Annotated in this window: 18 protein-coding genes; 4 read left to right on the top strand and 14 right to left on the bottom strand. The window is 42.1% G+C overall.

Annotated features, from left to right (window positions below):
* Positions 1 to 299 precede the first annotated feature (299 nt).
* Positions 300 to 1148, bottom strand: a complete 849-nt coding sequence (locus CSC79_RS01035) for an MBL fold metallo-hydrolase (protein ID WP_099293070.1) — start codon at positions 1146 to 1148, stop codon at positions 300 to 302.
* A 99-nt stretch (positions 1149 to 1247) separates the two neighbouring features.
* Entirely contained in the window at positions 1248 to 1964 is a 717-nt protein-coding gene (locus tag CSC79_RS01040) for a hypothetical protein (protein ID WP_099293072.1), read from the bottom strand.
* A 1023-nt stretch (positions 1965 to 2987) separates the two neighbouring features.
* Here CSC79_RS01040 and CSC79_RS01045 point away from each other — a divergent pair.
* From CSC79_RS01045 to CSC79_RS01055, 3 genes are all read left to right on the top strand, one after another.
* Positions 2988 to 3467 carry a PD-(D/E)XK nuclease superfamily protein gene (locus CSC79_RS01045; RefSeq protein WP_099293074.1) on the top strand — a complete coding sequence of 160 codons (480 nt, stop codon included), beginning with the start codon at positions 2988 to 2990 and terminating at the stop codon, positions 3465 to 3467.
* Positions 3468 to 3849: 382 nt separating this feature from the next.
* Positions 3850 to 7002 (top strand): DEAD/DEAH box helicase, encoded by a 3153-nt coding sequence (locus CSC79_RS01050; protein WP_099293076.1) that lies wholly within the window; start codon positions 3850 to 3852, stop codon positions 7000 to 7002.
* A gap of 53 nt (positions 7003 to 7055) precedes the next feature.
* Entirely contained in the window at positions 7056 to 7724 is a 669-nt protein-coding gene (locus CSC79_RS01055) for a hypothetical protein (protein WP_099293078.1), read from the top strand.
* 132 nt (positions 7725 to 7856) lie between these two features.
* Here the strand turns inward: CSC79_RS01055 and CSC79_RS01060 are convergent, their stop codons facing one another.
* The 7 genes from CSC79_RS01060 to CSC79_RS01095 all read right to left on the bottom strand — a co-directional run bounded on the left by CSC79_RS01060 (position 7857) and on the right by CSC79_RS01095 (position 14434).
* Positions 7857 to 8093, bottom strand: coding sequence for a hypothetical protein (locus tag CSC79_RS01060; protein WP_099293080.1), 237 nt, complete (start codon positions 8091 to 8093; stop codon positions 7857 to 7859).
* A gap of 115 nt (positions 8094 to 8208) precedes the next feature.
* On the bottom strand, positions 8209 to 9417 hold the full coding sequence (locus tag CSC79_RS01065; protein ID WP_099293082.1) for a deoxyguanosinetriphosphate triphosphohydrolase family protein: 1209 nt from the start codon (positions 9415 to 9417) through the stop codon (positions 8209 to 8211).
* A 657-nt stretch (positions 9418 to 10074) separates the two neighbouring features.
* Positions 10075 to 10554: a hypothetical protein gene (locus tag CSC79_RS01075; RefSeq protein ID WP_099293086.1), complete on the bottom strand. Its 480-nt coding sequence runs from the start codon at positions 10552 to 10554 to the stop codon at positions 10075 to 10077.
* A gap of 464 nt (positions 10555 to 11018) precedes the next feature.
* Entirely contained in the window at positions 11019 to 12128 is a 1110-nt protein-coding gene (locus CSC79_RS01080) for an HNH endonuclease (RefSeq protein WP_099293088.1), read from the bottom strand.
* Positions 12125 to 12724 (bottom strand): class I SAM-dependent methyltransferase, encoded by a 600-nt coding sequence (locus CSC79_RS01085; protein WP_099293090.1) that lies wholly within the window; start codon positions 12722 to 12724, stop codon positions 12125 to 12127. The genes CSC79_RS01080 and CSC79_RS01085 overlap by 4 nt, the downstream gene beginning before the upstream one ends.
* Positions 12725 to 13179: 455 nt before the next feature.
* Positions 13180 to 13695 (bottom strand): DUF417 family protein, encoded by a 516-nt coding sequence (locus CSC79_RS01090; protein WP_237113933.1) that lies wholly within the window; start codon positions 13693 to 13695, stop codon positions 13180 to 13182.
* 181 nt (positions 13696 to 13876) lie between these two features.
* A complete protein-coding gene (locus CSC79_RS01095; RefSeq protein WP_099293092.1) occupies positions 13877 to 14434 on the bottom strand; it encodes a TetR/AcrR family transcriptional regulator in 558 nt (185 codons plus the stop codon).
* A 583-nt stretch (positions 14435 to 15017) separates the two neighbouring features.
* Between CSC79_RS01095 and CSC79_RS01100 the strand changes: the two genes are divergently transcribed.
* Positions 15018 to 16523: a DUF2235 domain-containing protein gene (locus CSC79_RS01100; protein ID WP_099293094.1), complete on the top strand. Its 1506-nt coding sequence runs from the start codon at positions 15018 to 15020 to the stop codon at positions 16521 to 16523.
* Positions 16524 to 16527: 4 nt separating this feature from the next.
* Here the strand turns inward: CSC79_RS01100 and CSC79_RS01105 are convergent, their stop codons facing one another.
* The 5 genes from CSC79_RS01105 to CSC79_RS01125 all read right to left on the bottom strand — a co-directional run bounded on the left by CSC79_RS01105 (position 16528) and on the right by CSC79_RS01125 (position 25582).
* Complete coding sequence (locus CSC79_RS01105; RefSeq protein ID WP_099293096.1) at positions 16528 to 17271, bottom strand: transporter substrate-binding domain-containing protein; 744 nt, start codon at positions 17269 to 17271, stop codon at positions 16528 to 16530.
* A gap of 141 nt (positions 17272 to 17412) precedes the next feature.
* Positions 17413 to 20046 carry a glycosyl hydrolase family 18 protein gene (locus tag CSC79_RS01110; protein WP_099293098.1) on the bottom strand — a complete coding sequence of 878 codons (2634 nt, stop codon included), beginning with the start codon at positions 20044 to 20046 and terminating at the stop codon, positions 17413 to 17415.
* Positions 20047 to 20111: 65 nt separating this feature from the next.
* Positions 20112 to 21725, bottom strand: a complete 1614-nt coding sequence (locus CSC79_RS01115; protein WP_099293100.1) for a lytic polysaccharide monooxygenase — start codon at positions 21723 to 21725, stop codon at positions 20112 to 20114.
* 66 nt (positions 21726 to 21791) lie between these two features.
* Complete coding sequence (locus tag CSC79_RS01120) at positions 21792 to 24968, bottom strand: glycosyl hydrolase family 18 protein (RefSeq protein ID WP_099293102.1); 3177 nt, start codon at positions 24966 to 24968, stop codon at positions 21792 to 21794.
* A gap of 425 nt (positions 24969 to 25393) precedes the next feature.
* Complete coding sequence (locus CSC79_RS01125; RefSeq protein WP_099293104.1) at positions 25394 to 25582, bottom strand: ribosome alternative rescue factor ArfA; 189 nt, start codon at positions 25580 to 25582, stop codon at positions 25394 to 25396.
* Positions 25583 to 25691: the final 109 nt, after the last annotated feature.

The following is a 25691-nucleotide window of genomic DNA, read 5'->3' on the forward strand; positions in this document are numbered from 1 at the left end:
GCAGCGCCTGTTTGGCATTGATGCTGTGTTATCACCTATTTATGGGGAATAACCACACGACATAGGCGCTGCCTTGCCTAAATACCAAACAGACTGCTGCAAATTTAACCTTGAAAGGTCAACAGGCCCTAATATACTGATATTAAATAATAATATTTTTATAAGCCTCCAGCCGGAGGCTTTCAGGGGTAACAAGGCGAATTTATGCTTCAATAGCCGGCCTATTGCAAGTAAATTCAACGCAGTTAGCGCTTAAAGTAGCCGCTGGAGATATATTTATTAACCAAAGATCAGGTTAACTACTTTAAGCTACGATAAAACAAGGTGGTTACTTTTTCTTTTGGTAACCAATTAGCGTATTTTAAACCCAGCTCTGAGAGTGGGTCCGCCTCAAGTACTTGTTCAAGCGAAGCGTTATTTTGCATGGCTGTGAGCATTAAGTCTTTCGCTTTTTGCACCAGTTCACGGTATTTCATTAACCCAGCACGGTCACTCATGGGGCCGTGACCAGGAATAATTTGGGTATTCGCATCGCTCTTTTTAATAACATCGTCAACAGCAGCAAGTACGCCATCAACACTGCCACCACTGTCTACATCAACAAAAGGTAAGCTACCAAAGTTAAAGTAAATATCGCCCATGTGCACAATGTTATCGTTGCTGAAAAATATCACTGAATCGCCATCTGTGTGCGCGTGTGCGTAATGCACCACATGAGCGTGCTCATCATTAAAGTGTAGTTTTAAATCATGGCCAAAACTAATACGCGGTAAATATTTAGACCCCTCACCGTGCTTTTCCTTTAAGCGTTTATGCACGTTGTCGTGGGCAATTACATGCGCACCCGCTTTGGCAAAGTTTTCATTGCCGCCAGTGTGATCGCCATGATGATGCGTGTTAATTACAAACTCAGCACTGCCAGGCTTTAAATCGCTAATTGTTTTTTTAATGTCGTCTGAGAGCTTGGCAAACTGATCGTCAATTATATAAATGCCATCTTTACCTACGCTTGCTGCAATGTTGCCACCTTGACCATACAACACATACACACTGTCACTCAATTGAGTCGCTGTTACTGGGCTTTTATCCGCCATGGCGTAATTACTTAAAAACAAGGTAGTGATGAGTGCGGGTAATATTTTTTTCATTATTGTTATCGCTATTAAAAATAAAATATGATTATTGAACGTGATGACTCCTATTTTAGTTCACTCTTACTATAAAGCTAATTAACCTGAACGCACGGTTTAGTTTTTAAACCAGCGATACAGGCCAAATACAAGCAAAAAAGCAAAACAAGCCACTGCCAGTAAACGCCAAGCACTGTAACTTTGCTCTTCTTTGTTCGGCGCAATAGCAACTAACCGAGTATCTGCTTTTGATACTGGAGTTAACGTCATCGAGTTTGCTTTGCCTAGCGTTTTTAGCGGTAGTGTTGCGGATAGTGTTCTATCTTGTAGCTTTTGCGCTCTTATGGCTGCAGATTTGACTTTTGTTTGCCACTGCGCTTCAAAAGTTGCTCTTTGCTCTGCCCTATTTTCACTACACCAAACAAAATCTGTTCGCTCCATTTGTTTAGCACGACAACGCCCAGGAAGCTGATAAAAACGGCCCCATTCAAGTCGTTTATCATCGCTGTTATAGCTTTTACCAAACACTGTAGAGTCATAAACTTTTTTATTTAATAACTCATTAGCAGAAGAAGGTACGTAGGTATTTGCGTATACACGTCGGCTGTAGCCCTTAGTTGGACGTTTACAATGATTACCTAGCTTTTTAAATAACTCAGTAGAGCGCCGACGTAACCGCTCTCCTTGCTGTGACGTATAGCTGGAGCGCATTCTGTCTCTAATTTTTTCTCGCTCTGCTTCTATTTGATTACATCGGGTTTGTGAGTATTGCTCTGCCCCCACAGTGTCAGCGCTAAAAACTAAGCACACAGCTAATAAAGTCCTTTTAATCATGTCTACACCACTGTCGTTAAATTAGTATTAGCGTATCATTTTTTACACTCACAGCAAGGCGTTCTATTAGAGGTTTTCTAGGCTTATTATTCGCCTCATCGAGGTATATTAAGTTTGAAGGAGTGAATTTAAAAGTTGAAACAACAAACGTAGCAGCGACTTTATATCGCGTTTATGAACGAGTTCATTTGTGATTATTACAACCAATTTTACCACCGAGTTCACTGAGGCGCTGCGCTACACCAAGAAGAAGAGTTATAGCTTCGTGCGCCGAGCGATGAGCTGCGGATTGACCCTAGCACATAGTCATTTCCCTAGAGCCTAGGCCCTTTTTATTGCCTCTAAAGCGCAGAGTCTCATTACCTCTATGTGAATAAATCACTTAAAAACAATTTGCACAAAGAGAAAACAATGAGGGTAAATGAGAAAATAAAAGCTACGGGGTTCGGGCGAAGGGCAACGAACGGCGGGCTACAAATTACCCTAGCCCCTAGTCACTTCCCTAGCTTCTATCATCTTTAACCTAGAACCTTTACCACCGTAGGCGTTAAGCTTGCTGACGCGAAAAGCAAAGCTTTTAAATTACTTTCACGTCATTATTCGCCTCATATAATGAGGCAAATAGTGTAATTATTTGCCTCATAATGTGAGTTTGCAAGTTTGAATGGGTAAAGCTAGCGAGTTGAAAAACGGCTACAAATTACCCCTAGCACCTAGTCACTTCCCTAGCTCCTATCACCTTTAACCTAGAACCTTTACCACCGTCGGCGTTAAGCTTGCTGACGCGAAAAGCGCAGTTTTTGGATTGTAGGCGGGAGTTTGTATCCGGCTTTGGTTTTTAATTGCAAATTTTCAAGGGGTCGCGTTGGCGAAAGCAACGAGATTAGTGAGTACATACTCAATAAGATTTAAATATATTTTACTCCGCAGCATTCAATTTTAAAAAGTAAACACCTAAAAAAGCTTCCATTTGTACCCATTTATTTAGTATGTTTAATGTTCAATAAAAAGGAGTGCTATTTCATGGATGGTCAATTACCTCTATTTGATGAGATATCAGTTAAAAATGAGTACGCGGGATCGCCGCAGGAATCAAACCGTAAGTTTTGTACAGAACTCGAAGATGAGTTAATAGCTATTGGCTTTACTGAATGTTCTGACACTCAACCTAAAATTAAAAAATATACAAAGCGGGCTGCCTATCAAGATATGTATGGCAGTACGCGCCATAGTACCTTTTTGATACACCATAAAAGCAAAGGGTTATTAAGAGTCGAAGCTCACCGACAAGTACAAAGTGGCTCTGTCGACCAAAAATTCCCGTTCTTTTATGAGTCATTAAGTAATGCACCCGAGAGAACTGTAGTTATTGTTTTCGATGGAAAAGGCTATAAAAAAGAAGCATATGACTGGTTATTAACACAAACTGAAAACCGTATAGAAAAAGCATTCAAAGTATTTTCTTCAAAAGAAGACTTTCTTAATTATCTTATTAACGAGTAAATGTCGCGTTGGCGACTGCAACCAAAGAGAAGTAACCGCCGACTTCTCTTTGGAATCTCTCGGCGCCCCGAGGGTCACACTGCTTCCTCAATTTAAATTAATGATATGAACGTAAATGCTGTGTATTCGCCCAACTTACACATCCCTGTACGCTCCCCAGTTCGGGTATCCATACCCTCTCGTTCAAAACTACGTTTTTCACCCATGGCGAAGTCACAGCTTAACGCGCATCCATGCGCTGCTATTACTCATCATTAATTCAATTTCGGGTGTGATCACGGGGAAGTTGTCTTGGTAGCAGTCTTTAATTCAATAATGAGTTAATGCTTGTTTACATTGCATTTTTTAGTAAACTGAATGCTCGCAAACAGGGAGCGATTTAATGCAGCAAATTGGTATATACGAGCAGTTGATTACGCAAGTAATTAAGCAAAATTTAAAACGCGATCAATTTTATGTCGGTGAACGACAGCTTGAGTCAGCTGAGGCGGCTACGTGGCTTTCGCGTTTTTTAGGCAAGTTGGTTGAACATGCCATTGATGCAATCCCTAATTCAAGCGAGCGTTTGCAGGAGCAAATTAACCTCGCAAACAACCTTGTGCTTTGGCTTAAAGATCATATCCGCGATGACGAGCTGATCAACGAAAACCTTATCGACAGCCAAGGCCGTATTCTAACCGCATTATTTAATACCCAAAATCCCATTGCTGCAAATCTTAAAGATTACTCCAAAGATATTTTCCCGCTAACAGGACTTACTCAAAGCGAATTATTCAGCGGGGCGAATGCGGGTATATCGCTCGAAACCGAGCTAAAACGCGAGATTAAATCGTCAGACACTATTTACTGGCTTGTCTCATTTATAAAATGGACGGGGCTGCGTATTTTTAAAAACGAACTTGAAGCCTTTACCAAAAGCGGCAATAAGCTCAAAGTTATTACCACCTCGTACATGGGCGCAACGGATGCTAAAGCGGTGGAGTTTTTAGCAAACCTACCAAACACTGAGGTAAAACTTAGTTACAACAACCAGCAAGAGCGTTTACATGCAAAGTCATACTTGTTTATGCGTAATACGGGTTTTCATACCGGTTATATTGGCTCGTCTAATTTATCGCATTCGGCGCTTACCAGCGGCCTTGAGTGGAACTTAAAAATTACCGCGCAAGAAATCCCGCACATCATAGCAAAAACCAAAAGTACCTTCGAAACCTATTGGCAATCGCCAGATTTCGAGCTATTTACTGGCAAAGCTGAATGTAAAGAAAAGCTCATAAATTCACTTAACGAGCAACGCGGTGTTGGCCAAGCAAGCAGCCAGTTTTATTTTGATATAACACCAAAAACCCATCAGCTCGCAATCTTAGAAAAGCTAAGCGTTGAGCGAAGCGTGCATAATCGCTTTAAAAATTTAGTGGTTGCCGCAACGGGAACTGGTAAAACAATAATATCGGCGTTCGACTTTAAAACCGTTTACGACAAAAACCCAAACGCCCACTTTTTGTTTGTAGCCCACCGTGAAGAAATACTCAAACAAGCGCAAAGTGCTTACCGTGGTGTACTTAAAAATAACGACTTTGGTGAGCTGTGGGTGGGTAACTACAAACCACAGCGTTACAACCAATTATTTGCGTCAATTCAAACGCTGAATAGCCAAATTAAATCGCTGAATTTAACGCATGATTACTACGATTACATAGTGATAGATGAAGTACATCACGTAAGCGCTGCAAGTTATCGCGCTATTTTAAATCACTTTACGCCCGCAATATTACTTGGCTTAACCGCAACACCAGAGCGACAAGATGGCGCAAATATACTTGATGATTTTTGCGGCGTAATAGCCGCTGAAATTCGCTTGCCAGAGGCAATAAACCAACGCCACTTATGCCCATTTCAATACTTTGGCCTCGATGACGACACCGACCTAAGTCAAATAACATGGCGAGGCGGCCGTTACGATATAAGCGAGCTAAGTAACCTCTATACAGGGGAGAACAACCGCGCTAATAAGATTATATCCAGCCTTGCTGATATAGTGACTGATGTTAATAACATTAAAGCGCTCGCGTTTTGCGTAAGCCAACAACACGCAGAATTTATGGCCGCTAAATTTAACTTAGCGGGCATAAACGCTGATGTACTGATCAGCAAAAACACCAATGAGCGTGCGACCAAACAGCAAGCACTGCGCCAAGATGAAATACAAATACTGTGTGTGGTTGATATTTTTAACGAAGGTGTCGATATTCCAGAGGTCGATACCCTGCTATTTTTACGCCCGACGGAAAGCCTAACGCTGTTTTTACAGCAACTCGGCCGTGGTTTGCGCCTGCCCGACAATAGCCAAAAACAGTGCTGTACCGTACTCGACTTTGTAGGCAACGCCCGCCCAGAATACGACTTTGCCAGTAAGTTCCGTGCACTCATTGGTAAAAGCAACCAACCAATAAAAACTGAGATTGAAAACAACTTCCCGCATTTGCCACTGGGTTGTCGTATAGAGCTACAAAAGCGAACGCAACAAACAATATTAAAAAATATTCAGCAAGCCATAAACACCAAGCGCCGTTTACAACAGCTGATAAATAGCTACCCGCAACATACCAATGACGCGCTTACGCTCAGTAATTTTTTACGCATAAACCCACAAGTCACGCTTGAAGATATTTACAAACCAAAAGATAAAAAGCTCGGCGGCTGGCACTGGTTAAAAGGCGATGAAATACCCGCAGAGCAAGCCGACATTTACGCCGCGTATTACCGCGCTATCAACACTCAATTACTCGGCTGCGACTCGCTCAGTTACTTATGCTTTTTACGAGATTTATGTAACAACGACTTTAGTTTTACGCCAACGCCACAAAACCAACAGTATGCGCTTATGGCGCATTACAATTTTTGGGATACCAGTGGCACAAGTTTAGGGTTTAATACCCTTGAGCAAAGCTTACAGGCACTTAAACACAAAGAGTTACAGCAGGAACTTGCCCAAGTAATTACGCTGTTAATAAACCGCATTCACCAGCAAGAAAGTGATTTAGCATGTTTACCCAATCATGCAATCAAATTACACAGCCGCTACACGCGCCAGCAAATACTCGCCGCGTTTGGCGCTCACACGTTTGAGCAAAAGTCATCTGCTCGTGAGGGTGTTCTTGTATTAAACGACCAAAACCTTGAGCTACTATTCGTCACTCTCAATAAATGTGAGAAAACCTACTCGCCCACCACGCTGTACCACGATTACGCAATCAGCCCCACGCTGTTTCATTGGCAAACGCAAAACAGCGCACGCCCAGAACACGGCCGCGGCCTAAGTTATATTGAACACAAAAAAACAGGCAAAACCATCCTGTTATTTGTGCGCGAACAAGGCAAAGACGAAAACGGCCGAACCATGGGGTTTGTAAACTACGGCGAGGTTAAATACCAAAGCCACAACAGCAGCCAGCCGATGAATATAACGTGGGAATTAGCCAACCCCATGCCAAACGAAATGTGGCATGAGGCAGGGAAATTAGCGGTTGGGTGATGAGCTAAAACTTTGATTAAATAAAATTTTAAATATTTTTTAAGGAATAACAAATGAAAAGTTTACGTGGCCTTGCTTTTGTCGCCTTTGTAATAATGATATCTGTATTGTGTAGTATAATTGCTCAATTCGGCTTCTCACCAGATTCACCGATTGAGCAATGGGGAGCCTTTGGAGATTTCATTGGAGGAACATTAAATCCCATTTTTGCCTTTCTATCATTTATTTGTTTATTAATGACAATTGTTTTACAAAATACAGAACTAAAAGAAACAAGAAAAGAGTTTACCCGCGTAGCAAATGCTAATGAGCAGCAACTTTCACTTATTTCCAACCAACAACAAAAAGATGATACTTATAAAGTAATTCAAAAAGTTACTGAGCGCCTTAACAAGAACTACAATGAAAATAGATTCAAAGAAAAAACTCTTTCTTTACATAAAATTATCTTGGGTGGTGCAGATTATAATAAAAACCTCGATTTCAAATTTCTATATGAAGCATGTCTTTACACCAATAGTGACGAATATAAAATCATTAAATACATTGAAAAAGATCTTTTCTTATTAAAAGATCTTCTTGAGAATTATGACAAGTTAACTAACTTTGAAACAGGGGAATACAACCCGCTTATCAATTTTTATCGGAATGAATACCTTGAGCTTGTACAAGCTTTAGGCACGTATAACTTGGTTGATCACAGTTTATTCGAAAGCTTTTAACGCCCTCTTATTAACGAGTAACTTACTTAATAACCCTCGTATAATTCTTAAATTTTCTAATAATGCGTAAGAAATTGTTGGCCTAACTCTGAAGAAATTAGGCTTCAACAATTACTTGCTTCCTTACTAATATTATGACTTTTCTTCAACTAGCTTATTTTGTAAGTCATATTTACGATAACCTGTATCACTTTGCAGAGAGCTAAGACTTGTGCAATGCCAGTGTTCAATAGTAAAAACTTTTTTTCCATTTTCATCGAATACATCGTATTCCCAGTACTCATTTTGAGCCATAGTGCCTTTTGCTTTAAATCTAGTTTGCTTTATTTGGTAGTTCTCTGGAAAATTAAATTTTTTATTTAGGCTCATACATCCCCCTTCGGTTGGTTCCCATAAAACTGATATTGTTTTGCTCTTTTAAAAATAGTGAATCGACTTAATTTACCTGTGAAATTTACTCTTAAACGTTTTTTATGACCCAACTCTATTTAAAATAAAACTTCTCTGAGCTACCTTTACCAAAATATTGCTCGTATTCCTGAGCCGCATATGAGTCCATCATACCGGAGATGTAATCAGTCACTAATCTGACTTTACAATCATTAATAGACCTTAATTCTGGGGGCAATAATATATTATCTTTGTTGTATTTTTCATCAGTATATACCTCAAATAAACCTCGTATTATTTGCTCTCCTCGTCGCTCATAAAGCTGAATATCTTTCTTTCGAAGTATAGCCTTGAACAATAGCTTTTTAAGCCCCTCAGCTAGTTTTCCAAATTGCTTGTAGCCCAAACATCCATTAACCATACCAATATCAGCACATAACGTATTCACTATTTTTGAAGTTAACTCTTTTTTTAGTACAATGGCATACTCCTCTGAAGTACCATTTCTAGTAGCCTTCATCGCTACTCCTTGTGCCTCTTTCGCAATCGTAGCCATTGCATTGTAAGCACTTTGAAACTTTTCACTGATACTAAACTCATGGACAATCTCACCTAAACTTATCAAACCAAAGCTTAGTGCGTCCTCCAAGTCATGCGCTGCATACGCAATTTCATCGGCTAAGTCCATTATTTCCGCATCTATACTTTTAGTAACAGCTACATCTTTACTTTCAAGTGCAGCTTTTAGAAATTCGTAGTCATCATCGTATAAAAACTTTTTACTATTTTGCTGCTTGTTGAAGAAGTACTTAGTAATCCCCATAAGAGTACGCACATTCAGATTTAACCCTGGATACGCATAATGTTTTTTCTCTAGAGTACGTAAAATTCGAAATGCTTGTGCATTTCCCTCATAGCCACCGTACCCTGAACTTAAATCGTTGAGTACAACTTCACCATAGTGACCAAAAGGTGGATTACCAATATCATGGGCAAGTGACGCAGTTTCAGTTACAACCGTGTGCTTTAAATTTAGATCAAAAGCAATTGAGCGAGCAATTTGTGCAACTTCTAAGCTATGTGTGAGCCGATTTCGATTAAACTTATTGGCATCTACCCCTAATAACTGCATTTTACCTTGTAGACGCCGAAATGATGAGGAGTATAAAACTCGTGCATAATCCCGCATTAAGTCTTGTCGATTCTCAGAGCGACCATCATCGTAGCTATGCACACGATATTCTAACTTAGAAATAATATTCTCTTGTTCTTTCGCATACTCAATTACTTCACTATCGTACATATATTCCTCTTCATTTACTAACCAGCAAAAGCTGGCTCATAAAAATATCAATAGAAAAACTTCCTTAACGTATGTAAAAATGTCTATATTTTTGGAAGGAAGTTCTTCTTATTTAATTACTTAGCTAAACCCTACTGTAGCCAAATTACTACATATTACTCATATTTTCGCTTATATGAGCGCTTTTAGCGCGAGCAAGCTCTGCGCCTACAAACATAAAGCCAGATACAAACCCACGACTATATTCAAAAACACCAATCTATCAAAACACTCCAATTCCCCGTGATCACACCCGAAAGTTATAAATTGATGATTAATTACTTGCATGGCAGAATTTTGTTCCCGACAAATTCCAAGTACCTAAATCCCTTTAGGCAATTTATGTTAAGCCGTGACTTCGCCATGGATGGCGAATACACGGCGCTTACGTTCACATCAATTTTTAACTTGAGGACACAGTGTGATCCTCGGGGCGCCGTGGGGTTCCAAGGGGCGGTCGGCGGCAGCCGCCCCTTGGTTGCCGCCAGCAATCTGGCAAAAACCTCGAATAGAGGTTTTTAATCTCTTCGAAATACCTAACAAAACTATGTAAAAATTCACGGCTAAAGCTAGTTCCTACAGCACGATTTTCACGTACAAATAGTGACACCACCAAAGCTAACTTTTACGTCCCAAAGTTAAACTATATTTTGGTGATCGTTTTTGATCATTAAACTCAGGAAGCTGACCAAATAACTCAGCAAAATACGCAAAGCAGTCATACTCAAATTTTGCAACCTCTCCCATTACTCTTAGGTCTTCAGGGTTATTTGATTTAACATCACACTCAAAAGAAGCAACAGCGACATATAAATTTTTGACCAATCGTTCATAACTTTGGTGTTTATATCTCACACGATCTGCACCACCATGTCCCTTTTTTCCAATTATGGTGTTATCAAATTGCCGTAACCTTCCCTTCAAGCCGTTTAGGGAATTAGTCATTCCTACATACACTATGTCTGTAGTCCATAAAAAATTTTGACCTGATAAGTTTTCATCAGCAATTGCAATGATATAAATACCTGGGTATTTAACACCTTCGGTTAAATTTCTATCAGCCCAGCATACCCATTTACTAAAACGATCTTCATACATAACTTTATGCTAAAGCCTCATAAAATTTAAAGCTTGGGCCAGTAAACCGAATGTCCCCGCCTACACTCATAACCACCAATCTACCAACACACTCCAATTCCCCGTGATCACACCCGAAAGTTATAAATTGATGAGTAATCACTTGCATGGAGGCAAGTTAAGCCGTGACTGGCACATGGATGTGCCTTACACGGCGCTTACGTTCACATCAATTTTTAACTTGAGGACACAGTGTGATCCTCGGGTGCGCCGTGGGGTTCCAAGGGGCGGTCGGCGGCAGCCGCCCTTTGGTTGCCGCCAGCAATCTGGCAAAAACCTCGAATAGAGGTTTTGAATCCCTTTCCAAAACCATGTAAAAATCCACGGCTAAAACCAGTTCCCACAAAACCAATAAATTACATTGACGCGCTAAAGCACGACCTACAATTTAAAAGCTGCGCTTTTCGCGCGAGCAAGCTTCATGCTTACGCGTCATACCTCGGTTTACCTTCCGCCACTAAACTAAGCTCTGCACTTGGTTGCTCTTTGGTATGCAGATATAACCCCGCACCAGCGGCTTGTTCAAAGCTGTCTTTCGCTAACCACAACTTCGCGCTGTTCGCCTGCGCGACCTGATACGCCCAATCACTTACCGAGCGTGATTTATCAGCATCACAATTAAAATAATCACTGAGTTCACGAGTTATATGCTGGCTATTCAAAACCAAGTTTTGTTCTTGCCAGCGTTCGCGGTGCAACTGCGCGGCTAAAAAGTCGCGCTTACTGTTATTGCACGTGCTGTGCGCGGCCACAAAGTTGTGGCCTAAATCGTTTGCGTAACGGGCAAACGGTATAAAGTGGTCAACCTCGGTTTTATTATTCAACGGCTTTTGGCAATAAAAGCAATTGCCGTGTTGCAACTCGATTAGCACAGGTTTGGCTTTACTCAGAGCATTGCGGTCAAAGCCGAATAAAAAGTCGTGCAGTTGGCTTTGTGGGCCAATTAGCGCTTGGTTATGCTTAATGCTTTGAATTTTTTGCAGCCACGCATTTTTAGCTAAGTACACTACCAAATCATAAAAGCGCCGAAAACAACTGGCTATGCCAGCATTGAGGGTAATGTATTTCGTGCTGTTGGTATGCGGGTACAAAAAGCACTCTGCTTGTTTTGCTAATATTTGTAAACGCCACAACGGCCCACTTTTGAGTGTTGCCATCGCAGCGTTAAAGGTTGGCTTATAGAGCGAACTTTGTTTTAACGCGCGTAAATTACGAATGTTGTTTTGTTGGCACTCATAAAGCACCGAAATCACTTTAGATTGCGCGCCTGTGTTTTGCTTAAGTAGTGCGCTTTCGCCTGTTTGCTCTGAAGCAAACGGCACTGCGTGATGCCAATATAAAACAATAAGTTTATCGGCTAAGGTGGCTAAATCTATTTTTAGCTCTGCTTGATCTGATAACAGTGGCTGTTCAACACATACATCAGCCAACGCATGCAATAACGCAAACTTGTACGTTGCGCTAAAATCTCCTTCCACCAGCATACGCTGAATGTAAGCAATAAAGTCGAGTTGCTGCTGCATTGCGCCAATCATAAAACGGGCACTGCTTTAATTAGGGCATTGAGCCACACTTCGCTTTCACGACCTGGGCGCTGATCAACACTTTGCCATTGTTTTATTATTTTAAGTTCGGTGTGGTGGGCAATTAGCGCAGTTAGGCCATCTTCATTTAAATCGGTAAATTCGCGGCCGTTATGCACGCGCTCAGTGTCGCCATATTTAAACGACACATACAAAACCCCGTTTGGTTTAAGCGCGTGTTGCAGGTTTAAAAATACCTGCGGGAGTTCGCTTTTAGGCAAATGCAATAAGCTGGCACAGCACCAAATGCCGTCGTACATATTTGTACAATTAAGCTGCTGAAAGGTTTTAACTGCAACGGGTTGTTGTAAGTAACTGCTAGCTAACTTTGCAAGTTCTTCGCTTGCATCAAACGCACTAACAGTAAAACCTTGCTGTTTAAAGTACGCGGCGTCGCGGGCAGAGCCGCAACCTGCATCTAAAATATGGCCGTGTTTGGGGATAAGCGGTAAAAACTCACTATAAAGCGCCGACATATCAACATTAAGCGTTGAGTCGCTAAAGCTTTGTGCGTTTTGATTGTAATAACTGAGTGTTTTATTTGACACTAATCTTACCGCTCCATGGCTAACAAATAATACTTAACTACTAGCTTGTTAAGCTTTGATTAAGTTTAACCCTAACCTAACATAAAAATGTATTAAAAACATAGGGTTTTCCGATGAGTACCAAGTACATAGGCAGTAAACAGTACAAAATAAGCATTTAGTCTGGGTTGTATTTAGGTACTAAGTGCTGGGATTAGCCCGCTGCTTTGCCTTCTCATTTACCCGCATTCACTGCTCTTTGTGCAAATTGGTTTTAAGTAAAACGCGTCAACAAGCTTAACGCCTATATTGCAGAGAAGGCGTAAAGTGTTATGTTTATTTCGAGGCGCGTAGCGCGGTTCACGCGGCTGGTTTTTACCTTGAATGCTATTTACCTTCACGTTGTTAGTTTAACTTTACGCGCCAATAAAAAAAGGCCCCTTGGGGCCTTTAGGTAACATCACTTACCTTTAACGTTAAGCTGATTTAGCAACCAATGCCTTTAAGCTGTTACCTGCTACAAATAATGACGCTGCAAATAAGCCTATGTCTTTTAGTAAAAACTCACCTACAAAACTCAGTACTGGGAAGCCTGCATCGCTTGTGATACCCGGTAAAAATACCATCATACTGATTGTGACTGTAAATAACGCCATCGACAGTACACCACCAATCACCGACAACGCAGGATTCACAAAGCGGCCAATAAATAATAAACCTATGATGATCTCAAGGCTGCCTAAAAAGTTAACCATACCCTGCTTTGAAAAAATAGCGTACATCCACGATACCAGCGGGTTATTCGCAATCATGCCGTACATGCCCTCGGCTTGTCCGGCACTAAACTTGATGCCGCCAAACCAAATATAAATAACGCCAAGGGTAATGTAGATTAACGGCAAGCCTGCTTTTTCAAGTTTGTTACCTAGGGTTGCTAATGTGTTTAGTTGTGTTGTTGTTAGGCTCATAACGGGCTCCAGTGTATTTTGCATTTACATACCTACTAGTAGGTAGGTTTATCGGTTAAAATTTTTAGTACTTCTTTGCACCCGGCTAGTTTTGCTGTTAGCGCAACTAACCGGGCGTGTATTAACGACACCTGTTTAAGCTTATGTACTTTACAGGTGTTTATAATCTGTTTACTGCCACAATTAGTGGCTTTTTTACTCAGCGTTAAGCCGCCAGCATGCTTATACTTGCCTCACAAGTTTGCTCAAATAGCCCTTGATGTTGTCCTCGGTTAAGCATTAGTGCGCCTTTTATGGCACAACAAATAATAACGGCTTGTTGGTAAGGTGTTGCCTTAAACGAAAACTCACCGTTTTGCTTACCCTGTTCTAAAATACGTGAGAGTATTTGTAACTCTAAACCTGCCAATTTATTTACTTGCTTTTGCAGTGGCTCGCTCATCAATTGTAAATCTGTTTGCATGGCGTAAATACCACACATTTGCTGTTGTTCTGCGCAGCTTTCAAAAATCGCAAAGTAACCTTTTAATTGGTCTACCGCGTGCTGCTTAGTTTTAAGTTGTGAGTCTAGCTGCGCTAATGCATCACACTTTTGCTGACAATACGCCAAACCCAAATCAGCTTTTGCAGGAAAGTGATGATGAATACTGGCTTTGGTAATGCCCAATGTTTTTGATAAATCTGCATAGCTAAAGCCATTAAACCCCTTGAGTTGAATTAGCTCATTAGCGTGTTGCAAAATAGTTGTGTATGTCGTGTTCATGGCAAGTATATTACCTACCAGTAGGTAGGCTGGCAAGTTATTTTTTAATCATGTAACAAAAAAGATCGTGTTGATCGTTTAAGATCTTGTAATCCATAACTAAAATAAATAATAAACTGCCTATAGCCAAGTGCCTTTTGCTACCCTGTCATCAGATTTTTATTACACCACTGTGGTTTGGTTGAGTATATTTAGTATCACATTTTTGTTTACTCTGTGTGCACACGCTGCTTTATTGTGCTTTTAAAGCCTGTGTTTGTGTAAAAGTAAGCCACCGCTCTTTTATTCGTATGCGTGACCAATCTATATGTATTGCCCTATATTGTTGGTTTTATTTGATCATGCTTATAGCAAGATGCGGGCAGTTAAGTATTAGGCGCTATTTGTTATGTGCTTTTGTGCTTTTGTGCTTTTGTGCTTTTGTGCTTTTTCGCTAATCATCGTCGCGAGTTATTTGGTATTTTTTGGCAATACTGCTTTGTGTTGGCGCTGAATTTAATTATTTATCGCTGTCCTTAAAAAATGTCTTCAAAGCTTAATAAAAAGGCTATATTTTGTATCAAACCACATAAGGATTGATGCTATGACGGGTAAAACGCTGATTTTCAATTTTGATGGCACAGGGAACGAACCCCGTGATGCGGAGCAATTTAGTTCTGAGCATTTTAAAGAAGATGCCAGTATCTCAAATATTCTCAAGTTGCATTTATTATTAGGTGGCACACTCAATAACGAGCCCGCAACCGAGTTTGATAGCCAGCTTAGTTTTTACTACCAGGGTATAGGCACACAAGGCAGCCGTTTAAAACGTTTATTAAATCAAACACTGGCACCTCGTGATGACGATGTTGCCAGTATTTTAAATCACGCCATGAGTGATTTTAAAACGTATTACCAACCGGGCGATTGTGTGTTACTAACGGGCTTTAGCCGCGGCGCGGCGTTGGCTCGTCGGTTTGCTAAGTGTCTTGAACGCTTTTTAACCGACCAAGTTTACCTGTGTGTGTTTGATACCGTTGCCTCGATTGGCCTTTCTAAAATGACTAAAGCCACGCGTGGTGCTGAGCACGTTATTTTTGAAAACCATACCCTTGCTAACAATGTGAGTGCTGCCTTGCATTGCGTGTCGCTTGATGAAAAACGCCGTGCTTTTGAGCCAACTTTAATTAATCATCAAGCTCATGTTGATGAAGTGTGGTTTGCCGGTGCGCACTCAGATATAGGTGGTGGGTATTACCGTGATGGCCTTGCCGACATTTGCCTTCGCTTTGCTATTGAGTGGTTGCTCGAAAAACCCTTGCCTGTGGGCTTTATTACCAGCCAAGATATTGATTATGAGCTGCTCTTTCCAAACGTTAAAAATGCATTGATTGCCCAAGACGATGTAACCGTCACGCCAGATCCATTAGCACTTAGCCACCAGCAAAATTACTTTTGGTTTAACCCATTTTTTAAACTTATTGATCGGGAGTGTTGTGTATTGGTGAATGAACAACAAAGTGATATACCGCCAGTGGTTCATCATAGTGTGGCAAAACGGATTCATCATTTAACCAGCTATCGCCCTGAATCATTAAAAAGCGTGAACTACCAGCTTTTATACAGTGATAACACGACACTGAAATTTACCGGTTTGAGCGCCCATATTGCTCTGATGAATCAAAATATGGCGGTGTTAAAAATAGACCAAAGTCACGATGTAGTGGTGTTTGCGTCTGAGCAGTATAATGCAACGGGCTTAATGCTTGAGCAAGGTGCAACTTACCGTTTTACTCCCTACCCTGATCAATACTGGTTTGATGATGGGGTAAAGTGTACTGCTGCTGGCTGGCACCGTGATAACGTAAAACTAGGGGTGAAAGAAATCCCTATGGCACTGCTCGAACCCTTTAGGCGTTTACCACAATCCCCATGGTTTGCTTTAGGTGGCGCAATTGATTTCACTGATAACGACGCTTTTGAGATTGCCGTCGGCGGCGAGTTTAAAATGCACCATTCAGGCGAGTTTACGCCTTTTGCTAATGACTTAATGCGTTTTTATGGTGCTAATGCGGGGAAAATAAAAGTAAAAGTAACGCGTTTAGGGTAAGGCTTTATTGCGTGTAGTGATTGATAATGTTGGTAATCGGTGTTTCGAGCTGTTTAATTGCATCATCAATTTTTTGGCTATGTGCTGTGCTCACTGTTTTATTACTAAACATAAAATGAATAGGGTTGTCGTTTACAATATAGGGGTGCAGTGAAATGCCTTCAATATTTTTTTCCGCCATTAAATATAAGCCGGAGACTTCGTCGTCTATCATAAAGTCGACTCGTTTTGCTTTTAGCATTAACAACCGTTGATTAATCATTTTTACTGGCACGATAAGGCTTTTATAGTCTGTTTGTTGACTTAACTGTGCAAACTCCTCGCCGTAATAGCCTCCGCTGTTAATCACAAAAGTTTTGCCGTTGTGCATTAAGTGTTGCAGGTCATGTTTTACAAACGCGCTGTTTTCATACCAAAATAGGCGCATGCGTTCTCGCCTGTAGGGCAGTGAAAAGTGGCTGTACTGTGCTCTTTCGTCGCTATAACTTGCCGCAGGTAATACATCAACAGTGCCTTTTTTTAGTTCCACTAAGCCTCTAATTGATGAGGGTAATAATACAAACTGGCTACAAAACCCCGCTTTTTTTAGCACTAGGCGCGTTATATCTATATCAATGCCACTGAGTGTTCTCTCCCCTTTAAATACAAAAGGAGGCCATGGTTGGCCAATACCTACTTTGAGTGTTTTTTCACACGCAAGGCTAAGGGGTGCTAATAATATAAAAATAATACACAGATATTTAATAATGAACTCTCTGCATTGCTTCGTTTATTTTATAAGTATGCAACAATCTGGCGGAAACACAAAAAAAGCAGCTTAAAAGCTGCTTTGAATAATTGAGTTACTTAAATTGCCACCTGAGAGTAGGTCAGGTGGCCTTTGTTTAAATTAAAGTAACTTCCATACGTCAGCTGAGCCAGGCTCGTTTCCTTGAGTCCACCACTTAGCTTGGTATTTGTTGCCGTTGTGAGACACTTCATCACCGCTGTTATACACACCAGATGATTGCCAAACAACACTGCCAGAACCATCTACAGGTTGAGTTGTTGCTTCCCATACGCCGCCTAAATCAGGACGATTACCTTGTGTCCACCATTTTGCTTTGTATTCAACACCGTTATAAGTCACTACATCGCCACCTACGTATACCGCAGCTGCATCCCAGCTACCTTTTGGTGGTTCTGTTGTATCTGTGTTTGTTACCGTTACAGTAAAGCTTTGTGATGTGCTTAGTTCACCATCGCTCACAGCCACCGATACGGTTAGGTTGGTATCAGCTTCAACGTTACCAGCCTCTAAACTAACGTTTGCTCCGCTGCCTACAAGTGTTAAACCCGCTGGCACTGTCCATGTGTATGAAAGTGCATCGTTTTGTGCATCAGTTGCAACAACTGATACGTTAGCAGATGCGCCTTCTTCAACACTGACATTAGCGATTGCATCAACACTTGGCGCGGTGTTATCACCACCACCTGTTGTAGGTGCAATTACGTTTACGGTCACGTCGCGGCTTACGGTTGCTTCGCCATCAGATACACTAACCGTTACAACGTACTGTGTATCAACCGTGACAGCTGGTGCTGTAATCACAAGTGATGCACTGTTTTGGCCAGATACAGTTAATGCACTGTCTGCTGCCCAGCTAAAACTTAGTGGGTCGTTGTCAGCATCGGTTGCAGACGCTGCTACGGCTACACTTTCGCCAGCGTTTACAGACACTGTTGAAGACACAGAAAGCACTGGCTTTTTGTTACTTGGTGGATTAACCACACCGCCTAAACCATCGTGCATTGCGTTAAGGATATCGCCATTATCAGCATCGATTTCCCAAGCGAATAAACCACCTAGGTTATGCTGCTTAACATACGCTCCTTTAGCGAGTACCGAACGGCGGTTATCGTATGTGATCAACTTACCACTACTGCGATTCCATACATAAGCGGCTTCTGCCATTTCGTCGTAACCCGCTTCAAAACCATTAACGCCTTGCTCATTAGCACCAAGCATATAAGTTTTAATGCCTTTGTAGTCGATTACGCCGTCTTCCCAAACGCCTTGTGCCGTAGAGCCTTTTAATGGCCCATTACCTGGTGCCGTCATCGGGTTACCATCAATTGTTGTGTTTTGTGGGTAAACACCTTCCCAACCACGGCCATACATTGCTGCGCCAACAACTATTTTCTTCGACGGTACATTTTGCGCTAGTAATAGCTGTATTGCATTGTCAGTGGTGTATGCAGGGCCTTTACGTGGCTCGCCATTTTCATCTAATCCCGTGCCATTACATTGGCCTACACTCATGTGTTCACCACAGTAAAGTGCCGTTTGGTGACCTGTTACGCCGCTCCATGCACCGTAAAAATCGTATGTCATGGCGAAAATATAGTCCATGTGCTGACTAGCTGCTTGGTAGTCAACGTCTTCAATTTTGTCGTAACCTGCACCAATAGCCGACGTTAGCTCGTAAGTACGGCCTGTTTCTGCTTCAAGTTTATCAAGCATGGCACGTAACTCTTGCATTAGCGCCACATAAGCTGGACCGTCGTTTACTGGGTCGCCGATGTCTGGGTTAGGGCCGTCACCACCTGGGAATTCCCAATCGATATCAACACCGTCGTAGAATTTCCATGTTCTTAAAAACTCTTCCATTGAGGCAACAAACGTGTCGCGGTTAGCTTTATTAGTAAAGCCACCAAATGGGTCTGATAATGTCCAACCACCTACAGATGGTAAAATTTTAATATCTGGGTAACGCTGTTTAAGTGCCATTAACTGCGAATAAGTACCACGAATTGGATCTTTTGCATCAACACCTGGCAACGCTTTTTGAACTGCTGCCCAAGGGTCGTGAATAACCACTTCGTAATCTGCAGAGCCGGCACAAGCTGTATCAAGCGCACGCTTAGGACCACCTGTTAACGAAGCATTTTCACCACAGATTGGGATAAAGCCGTATAGAATGTGGCTTAAGTTTTGTGCTGGCATATTGGTTACATCGTAATCGCGGCCATAAATACCCCACTCGACAAAGTAAGCGCCCGTAACTAAGCCTGCTTTGGTGCCAATGTCGCGGTTATTTGGATCTACATCCATCGGCAATGGCGCTAAGTGGCCACCGTCAGTATCAGCAATAACAATAGGTTTGCCTGCACTGCGTGCACACGTTGTGCCGCCTTCACATAGCTCAACATACATTGTATGGCGGCCTGCTTTGTTATATGGGAATGTGATAGTACCTTTTTTGCTGCCTGCTGCAAGTGCGCCTTCATTGACTAGCATGTCATCAAAATATACTTTGTAGCTATCGCCACCGTCACCACTCCAGGCGCTCCACTCAATATTGATCGTTACTTCATCAACGCGCGAAACAAGTTGCTTATATGAGCCTGTGCCCTCTAAATCAACTTGTACAAATGAGTACTGTTGTGGCTCCCAGTTAATGCTTGGTGTAGATGGTGCAGCAGATGCTGTACTTGCAAATAAAGCAACACCGATGGCTGCGCTTAGTTGTTTGATATTCATAGGTCTCTCTTATCCATTATTTATGTAATTATTTAATAAGTTTGAACTGCAAAACTTAGGCTTTATTAAAGTTTGCTCCATACATTGGCTTGCCCTGGCGTATCGCCCTGAGTCCACCATTTAGCGCGATAGCGCTGTCCTTGATACGTTACTTCTGCGCCAGCTTGGTAGGCTTTGCTGGTATTCCAAGTGGCTGCTGTGTCAGCTACTGAGGCTGATTCCCATGCCGCTGAGGTATCTGGTTGTTGGCCTTTGTTCCACCATTTAGCGGTGTAAATCACGTTAGCAAAACGGGCTTTATCGTTTGCTTGATAGATCTGAGTGCTGTCCCATTCAGGTACTGTTGGATCAACAGGGTCAACCGGATCAACCACAGGCACATCGTTAACCGTGACGCTAAAACTGGTTTGGGTAGTTAATTGACCATCCGATACAGATACTGCAATGGTGTAATCGGTGTTTGCTGATACCTCTGCAGTGGTTAAGTTGATGTTGGCACCAGAGCCTGTGAAGCTTAGCGGTGTAGGCACTGTCCAGCTGTAAGTTAGCTCACTTTGCTCATCATCAAAGGCATGCAGATGAATTGCTGTTGTGGTGTTTTCATCAACTACGAGGTTATCTGGGGTATGTACAATGGGTGCGGTGTTTGTTGGCGCACCTTGCACACTCAAGGCATAGGTATAATTTGCATTGCTGCTGTACACTTGGTTTATCAGTACGTCGGTTGCATCAAACGTAATGTCGCCCGCTTGGTTTTGCACACCAATTTGCACTAGATGCGCATAATCGAGGTTGAGCTGCTCAGCCAATGCTTGTTGCCAATTTGCTTGATTGTCGGCATTGATTTTAAGCTGTTGGTTGATCACCTCTTGGCCTGTTTCGTCAAATAATCGCGCCCATACGGTGTCGCCTGCAATGGCGTTTTGCCCTTGGCGAACAAAATAACCGACGCTAGTCCACGAATTTGGATCAGTCGGGCCTGCGTCATTTACTATGTTGATGTCGCTACAGTTATAAAAGCCTTCACCGACCACATCATTACGTTGCCAACGGCTATATAAAATGGCCTCGCCGCTGCGGTCTTGCGGAATTGCAACATTCATTTCGTAGTAGCGTTTACCATCGGGGTCTTTAACAACCTCAATGTTGTCGTGCTCTTGTACTAGCTGTAAGTCTTGCCAAGTTAGTACGTCAGTTGCGCTATTGAAGCTTGGCTTGGTAATGTAAAACTGCCAAAAGCTTGGGTTGTGCGGGGTTGATGCAAGGTAACGTATTTGAATATCACCATTGGCATTGGGCACTACATCGCTACGCTGAAAGTGTGGTGAGGGTAAATCCATACCACGCTTTGCGTTATCGCCACCGGCACATAAAAGCCCATTCGGTACTTTTGCCTCAACCGCGGCTTGGTTTAGATAATCAGGGGTATTAACCGAAAACTCAATTTCTTGTACAAACTGTACGGTGCCTGATTCTAAATAAGCAGCACGACATGCTAAGTTTGGAATACTGCTGCCATCTTCTGGCCACCAATAACCACCATCTGCTTGGCAAAATGATTGGCGGGCTTTGGGGCTGTCCATGTAACCATGCGCATTAACATGTGCAGGCGCTATGCTCAGTAGCACAGTACTGGCAATTGCCGAGAGCGACAATGTGTTTAATTTGATTGATGTCATTGTGTTGTCCTCAAAAAGACTATATTTAAGGGTGAGTGAATGCTCACCCTCTTTTATTGTTATTGTTTACAGGCTACAGCTTTTGCTCCAATCGGCAGTGCCTGGCTCTGAGCTGGTCCACCATTTGGCTTTATACACTGCATTGTTATGCACCATTAGATCGCCGCCAGCAGCATGGCTAGGATTGCCTGCCCAGTCGGTTTGAGGGAAGTTTGGATAAACCGCAATATCAGCAACGGCTACACCTTCACACGTACCTGATGTGTCACCGCCTCCATTACCGCCGCCTGTGTCACCACCGCCATTGCCTGGGGTTGCATCTGGTAGCATTGGGTATTCAGCTTTGAATGCGTAAGTTTTGCCATCTTTTTCAATGGTGAAGTTACTAGGTCCTGTGATTGGCATGTAGTACATAACTTGCGCATTTACGGTTGCACCTGCACTGAAGTCTTTTGGTTGACCGCCCCATTCATTGTTCAGTGTGATTGAGAAGCGATGGAACTCGTTCTCAAAACCGCCAATATTATTACCCGCTGCGTTCGATCCATTTACTTCTACTGCCATGCCCAGTTTTTCTTGTGCATTCCAGTTAGATTTAAAAATAGCTGAGGTTGATACCGGCACATCAAATGAGATTTTTGCACCACTTAAATCAAGACTTGAGTTATTAGTAAATGCAAACGTTGGGCTGATTGGGTAGTTATCATCGCCAATTGGGAAGTCTTTTGCTGTAAATGTTATATCTACTGCTTCCGCAGGCACTGTGAAGTTTGGATTTCCACCATGTACATCATATGCAACACCGCTTTGATTAAACTTGTCGTATGCTAATGAAGTTAATGTAGAACCCATGAAGTACTCGCCTTTGGCTGAGTCATAGTCAAAGTCACCTGCCAGCTCCCAGAACATAATACCGCCAAGGCCATTGTTGATAACGTAATCAACCTTTGTTGCCATTGACTCTTCATCTTCTATCGAGAGGAATACTTTTTTATCTGCGTTCCATAACCAAGGTGCAACGGCAACGCTGTCATAGTGACGAGTATAAGTACCCGTTAAGCGGTCATCAGCGTCTGTATCAGGTGTTAAGCCATACACGCCTAAATACGAGCCAACAATACCGTTTTCAAGGTTTTTAACATGCCATAGTGGGTTTGAACCAGCTGGCATTTCTTGGCCTGCATCGTTCTTATCATGCCAAAGGTTATCAATGCCTAACGCACCATTACCGCATTTGTTTTTCTCACCTACGCCAGTACCTTTAGCGCAATCAGCTTGGTTTGGTAACGCCGCTTGGCCCCATAAACCGTTTGTTCCGCCTGATACATCTTTAAAGCCACGAGTGTAGTAAGGTAAACCAATATTAATACGACCTGCTGACATCGCACCACGGAAGTAACGCACTGCCCAATCAGTATTTAAATAACCAATGCCTTCAAACTCTTTGGTGCCGTATACATTCCATTGCGCAAGCTCTGAGTCTAACCCAGTATCAAATAATGCCGCGTTATGGCCTACGTGTGAGTTCCATGCGCCGTGTAAGTCGTACGACATGATGTTAACGTAATCAAGGTATTTAACAGTTTGGAATGTTTCCATACCGCGTAGCAAATAACCTGAAGATGGGGATGCAATCGTTAGTAAATAATGCTTACCCGCAGCCTCACCTGCACGGTCTAACGCCTCACGTACTTTTTTCATTAGCACTTGGTATGAGGCATTTAAACCACCACGACGTGCGTTTGAAATTGGGAAGTCATCAGGATGGCCTGAGTCATTCATTGATGATGGATATTCGTAATCGATATCAACCCCATCAAAACCATATTTTTCAATAAACTCAACTGCACTTTGCGCAAATGCATTGATACCTGCATGGTTAACTGAACCATCAGCATTGGTGGTCATGGTGTAAAAACCACCGCTTGCAACACGGCCTGTTTCATCAAAGTAACCGCCGGTTTCAGCCCAACCGCCCACAGATATGAGTGTTTTTACATCTGGGTGTTGTTTTTTGTATTTGTTTAACAGGTTAAAGTGACCTTTGTAGTTAAACTCTGGGTCCATTTCTGCGCCAACTACGCCCGGCCATTCCATATTAGTGGCAGGATTATTTACTGAAGTAGGATCGCCAATAGATACTTTGTTGTTTGCATCAACATGGGCAAATGCATAGTTGATGTGGGTGATTTTATCCCACGGAATATCGTTCACTAAATAGCTGGGTTGACCATTAGCGCCATTACGCCAGCTAGTAAAGTATCCAATTACACGGCGTGGATGATCTGGGCCCATGATCTCACGGCCATCTGCATCATAAATTGTACAGTAAGGCGTATTTACACCGGGTGTTTGATACAAACCTTGTGGACGACAATCACTGCCCGTAACTGGGCCGGTATTTTCGTCAACAACCGTTAATACTTTTGTTACTTGCGCTGTTGCACCGTCGTTATCGGTCACCGTTAGGGTGAAAGTTGCTTGACCAAGTGCCGTTGCTTGCCATGCAAAACTACTCTGTGGTGAGTTTGATTGGTGAACATCCACCCCGTTTGCTGCAAAGCTTAGAGCCGTTACTTGGCCATCACTATCAGTTCCAGAAAGTGCAAACACCACCTGCGAACCAACAACCAGTTGATCCGGTAGCGTGCTAAATGAAATAGCAGCAACGGGTGCTTGATTTACAGGGTCAACTACAACGGCATCGCTCACACTAATTGTTTGTGTAATTTGTGGTGATTTTGCGCCTTGATCATCTGTTGCAACCGCACTAATTTGATGTGAACCAGGGCTTGCCTGCCAATTTGCACTAAACGGTGCAGTGGAATCAACCAGTACTGACGTGCCATCAACAAAAAATTCTACATTTGTGACCGTGCCATCAGCATCTGTTGCTGATGCCGAAATGACAACGCTGTCTTTATCGGCAAATTGAGAACCTTCAGCGGGGCTCAAGCTGGCTATAACAGGGCTTTCATTTTCTGTGACAGCGCTGTCACACTTACCCAATAATTTCCACTCTTGCCAGTCGCCAGCATTCTCCACAGGATTAGATTGCGTCCACCACTTGGCTTCATACGCGTTTCCTTGTGACTGAACTTGGCTTCCGCCAGTGTGTGTTTGACCTGATTGCCATGACGTCAGCGCGCTACAGTCAACTGCTGCATGCGCACTTAGGCCAATAACGCTAAGTGATAGGGCACTTAACTTAAAGGCATTTATTAGTATATTACGTGAGCTCATCTGCTCCTCCGCCCAGGGGGTAAAAAATAACATTTATTTTACAACTTCATTCAAAATTAACACAGTTTACATATACGTCAACTTAATATTAGAAAATAAAGGTACAAAAACCACCCTTCTTACAATCAAAAAGAGTTAAGCGTAAGTAAAAACCCAACCCTAAAGTATCAATAATCGCATTTGTATCTGCAAATTTTGTGTAATGTGACACAACCAAAATGAACACTATATTAACATTAAATTAACGCCGCATGATGAGTGTTTACGCGGGTTGAAGCTGGGGTTTACGTGAACGTAAAGGGTACAAAGTGAGGCAGGATTTTATTTTATATAACCAGAAAGCCCCGCATTAGAAATAATTTATCTAAGCGGGGCTTTATTAATTTTTATGGATTGGCAAAAAACCTTATTTGATTACTACTTTTTTAAGCAGCCATTAAATAAGACTCTCGTCCTATGTGTTTGTTGTTTCGGCTGTAAGAACCTTTGCCTTTTTTAGCTTTCACAACTTGTGGTTTGAACACTTTTGATGTGACTAATGCGGCTAATGCGTTATCACGGATGACGCCACGACCGGTGTCTAGCTTACTGTTTGTTTTTGCTTTTTTACTCATATCTGACCTTTAAATTTAAAAAGTATTTTTGTGTATATGCACATAAATTGAAATGGCGATTGTAGGCGTTAATTTCAACAGCGCAAGCATTTTAAATACATTTTAGCGG

It is taken from the genome of Pseudoalteromonas sp. 3D05 (genome assembly GCF_002723455.1).
Classification (GTDB): Bacteria; Pseudomonadota; Gammaproteobacteria; order Enterobacterales; family Alteromonadaceae; genus Pseudoalteromonas.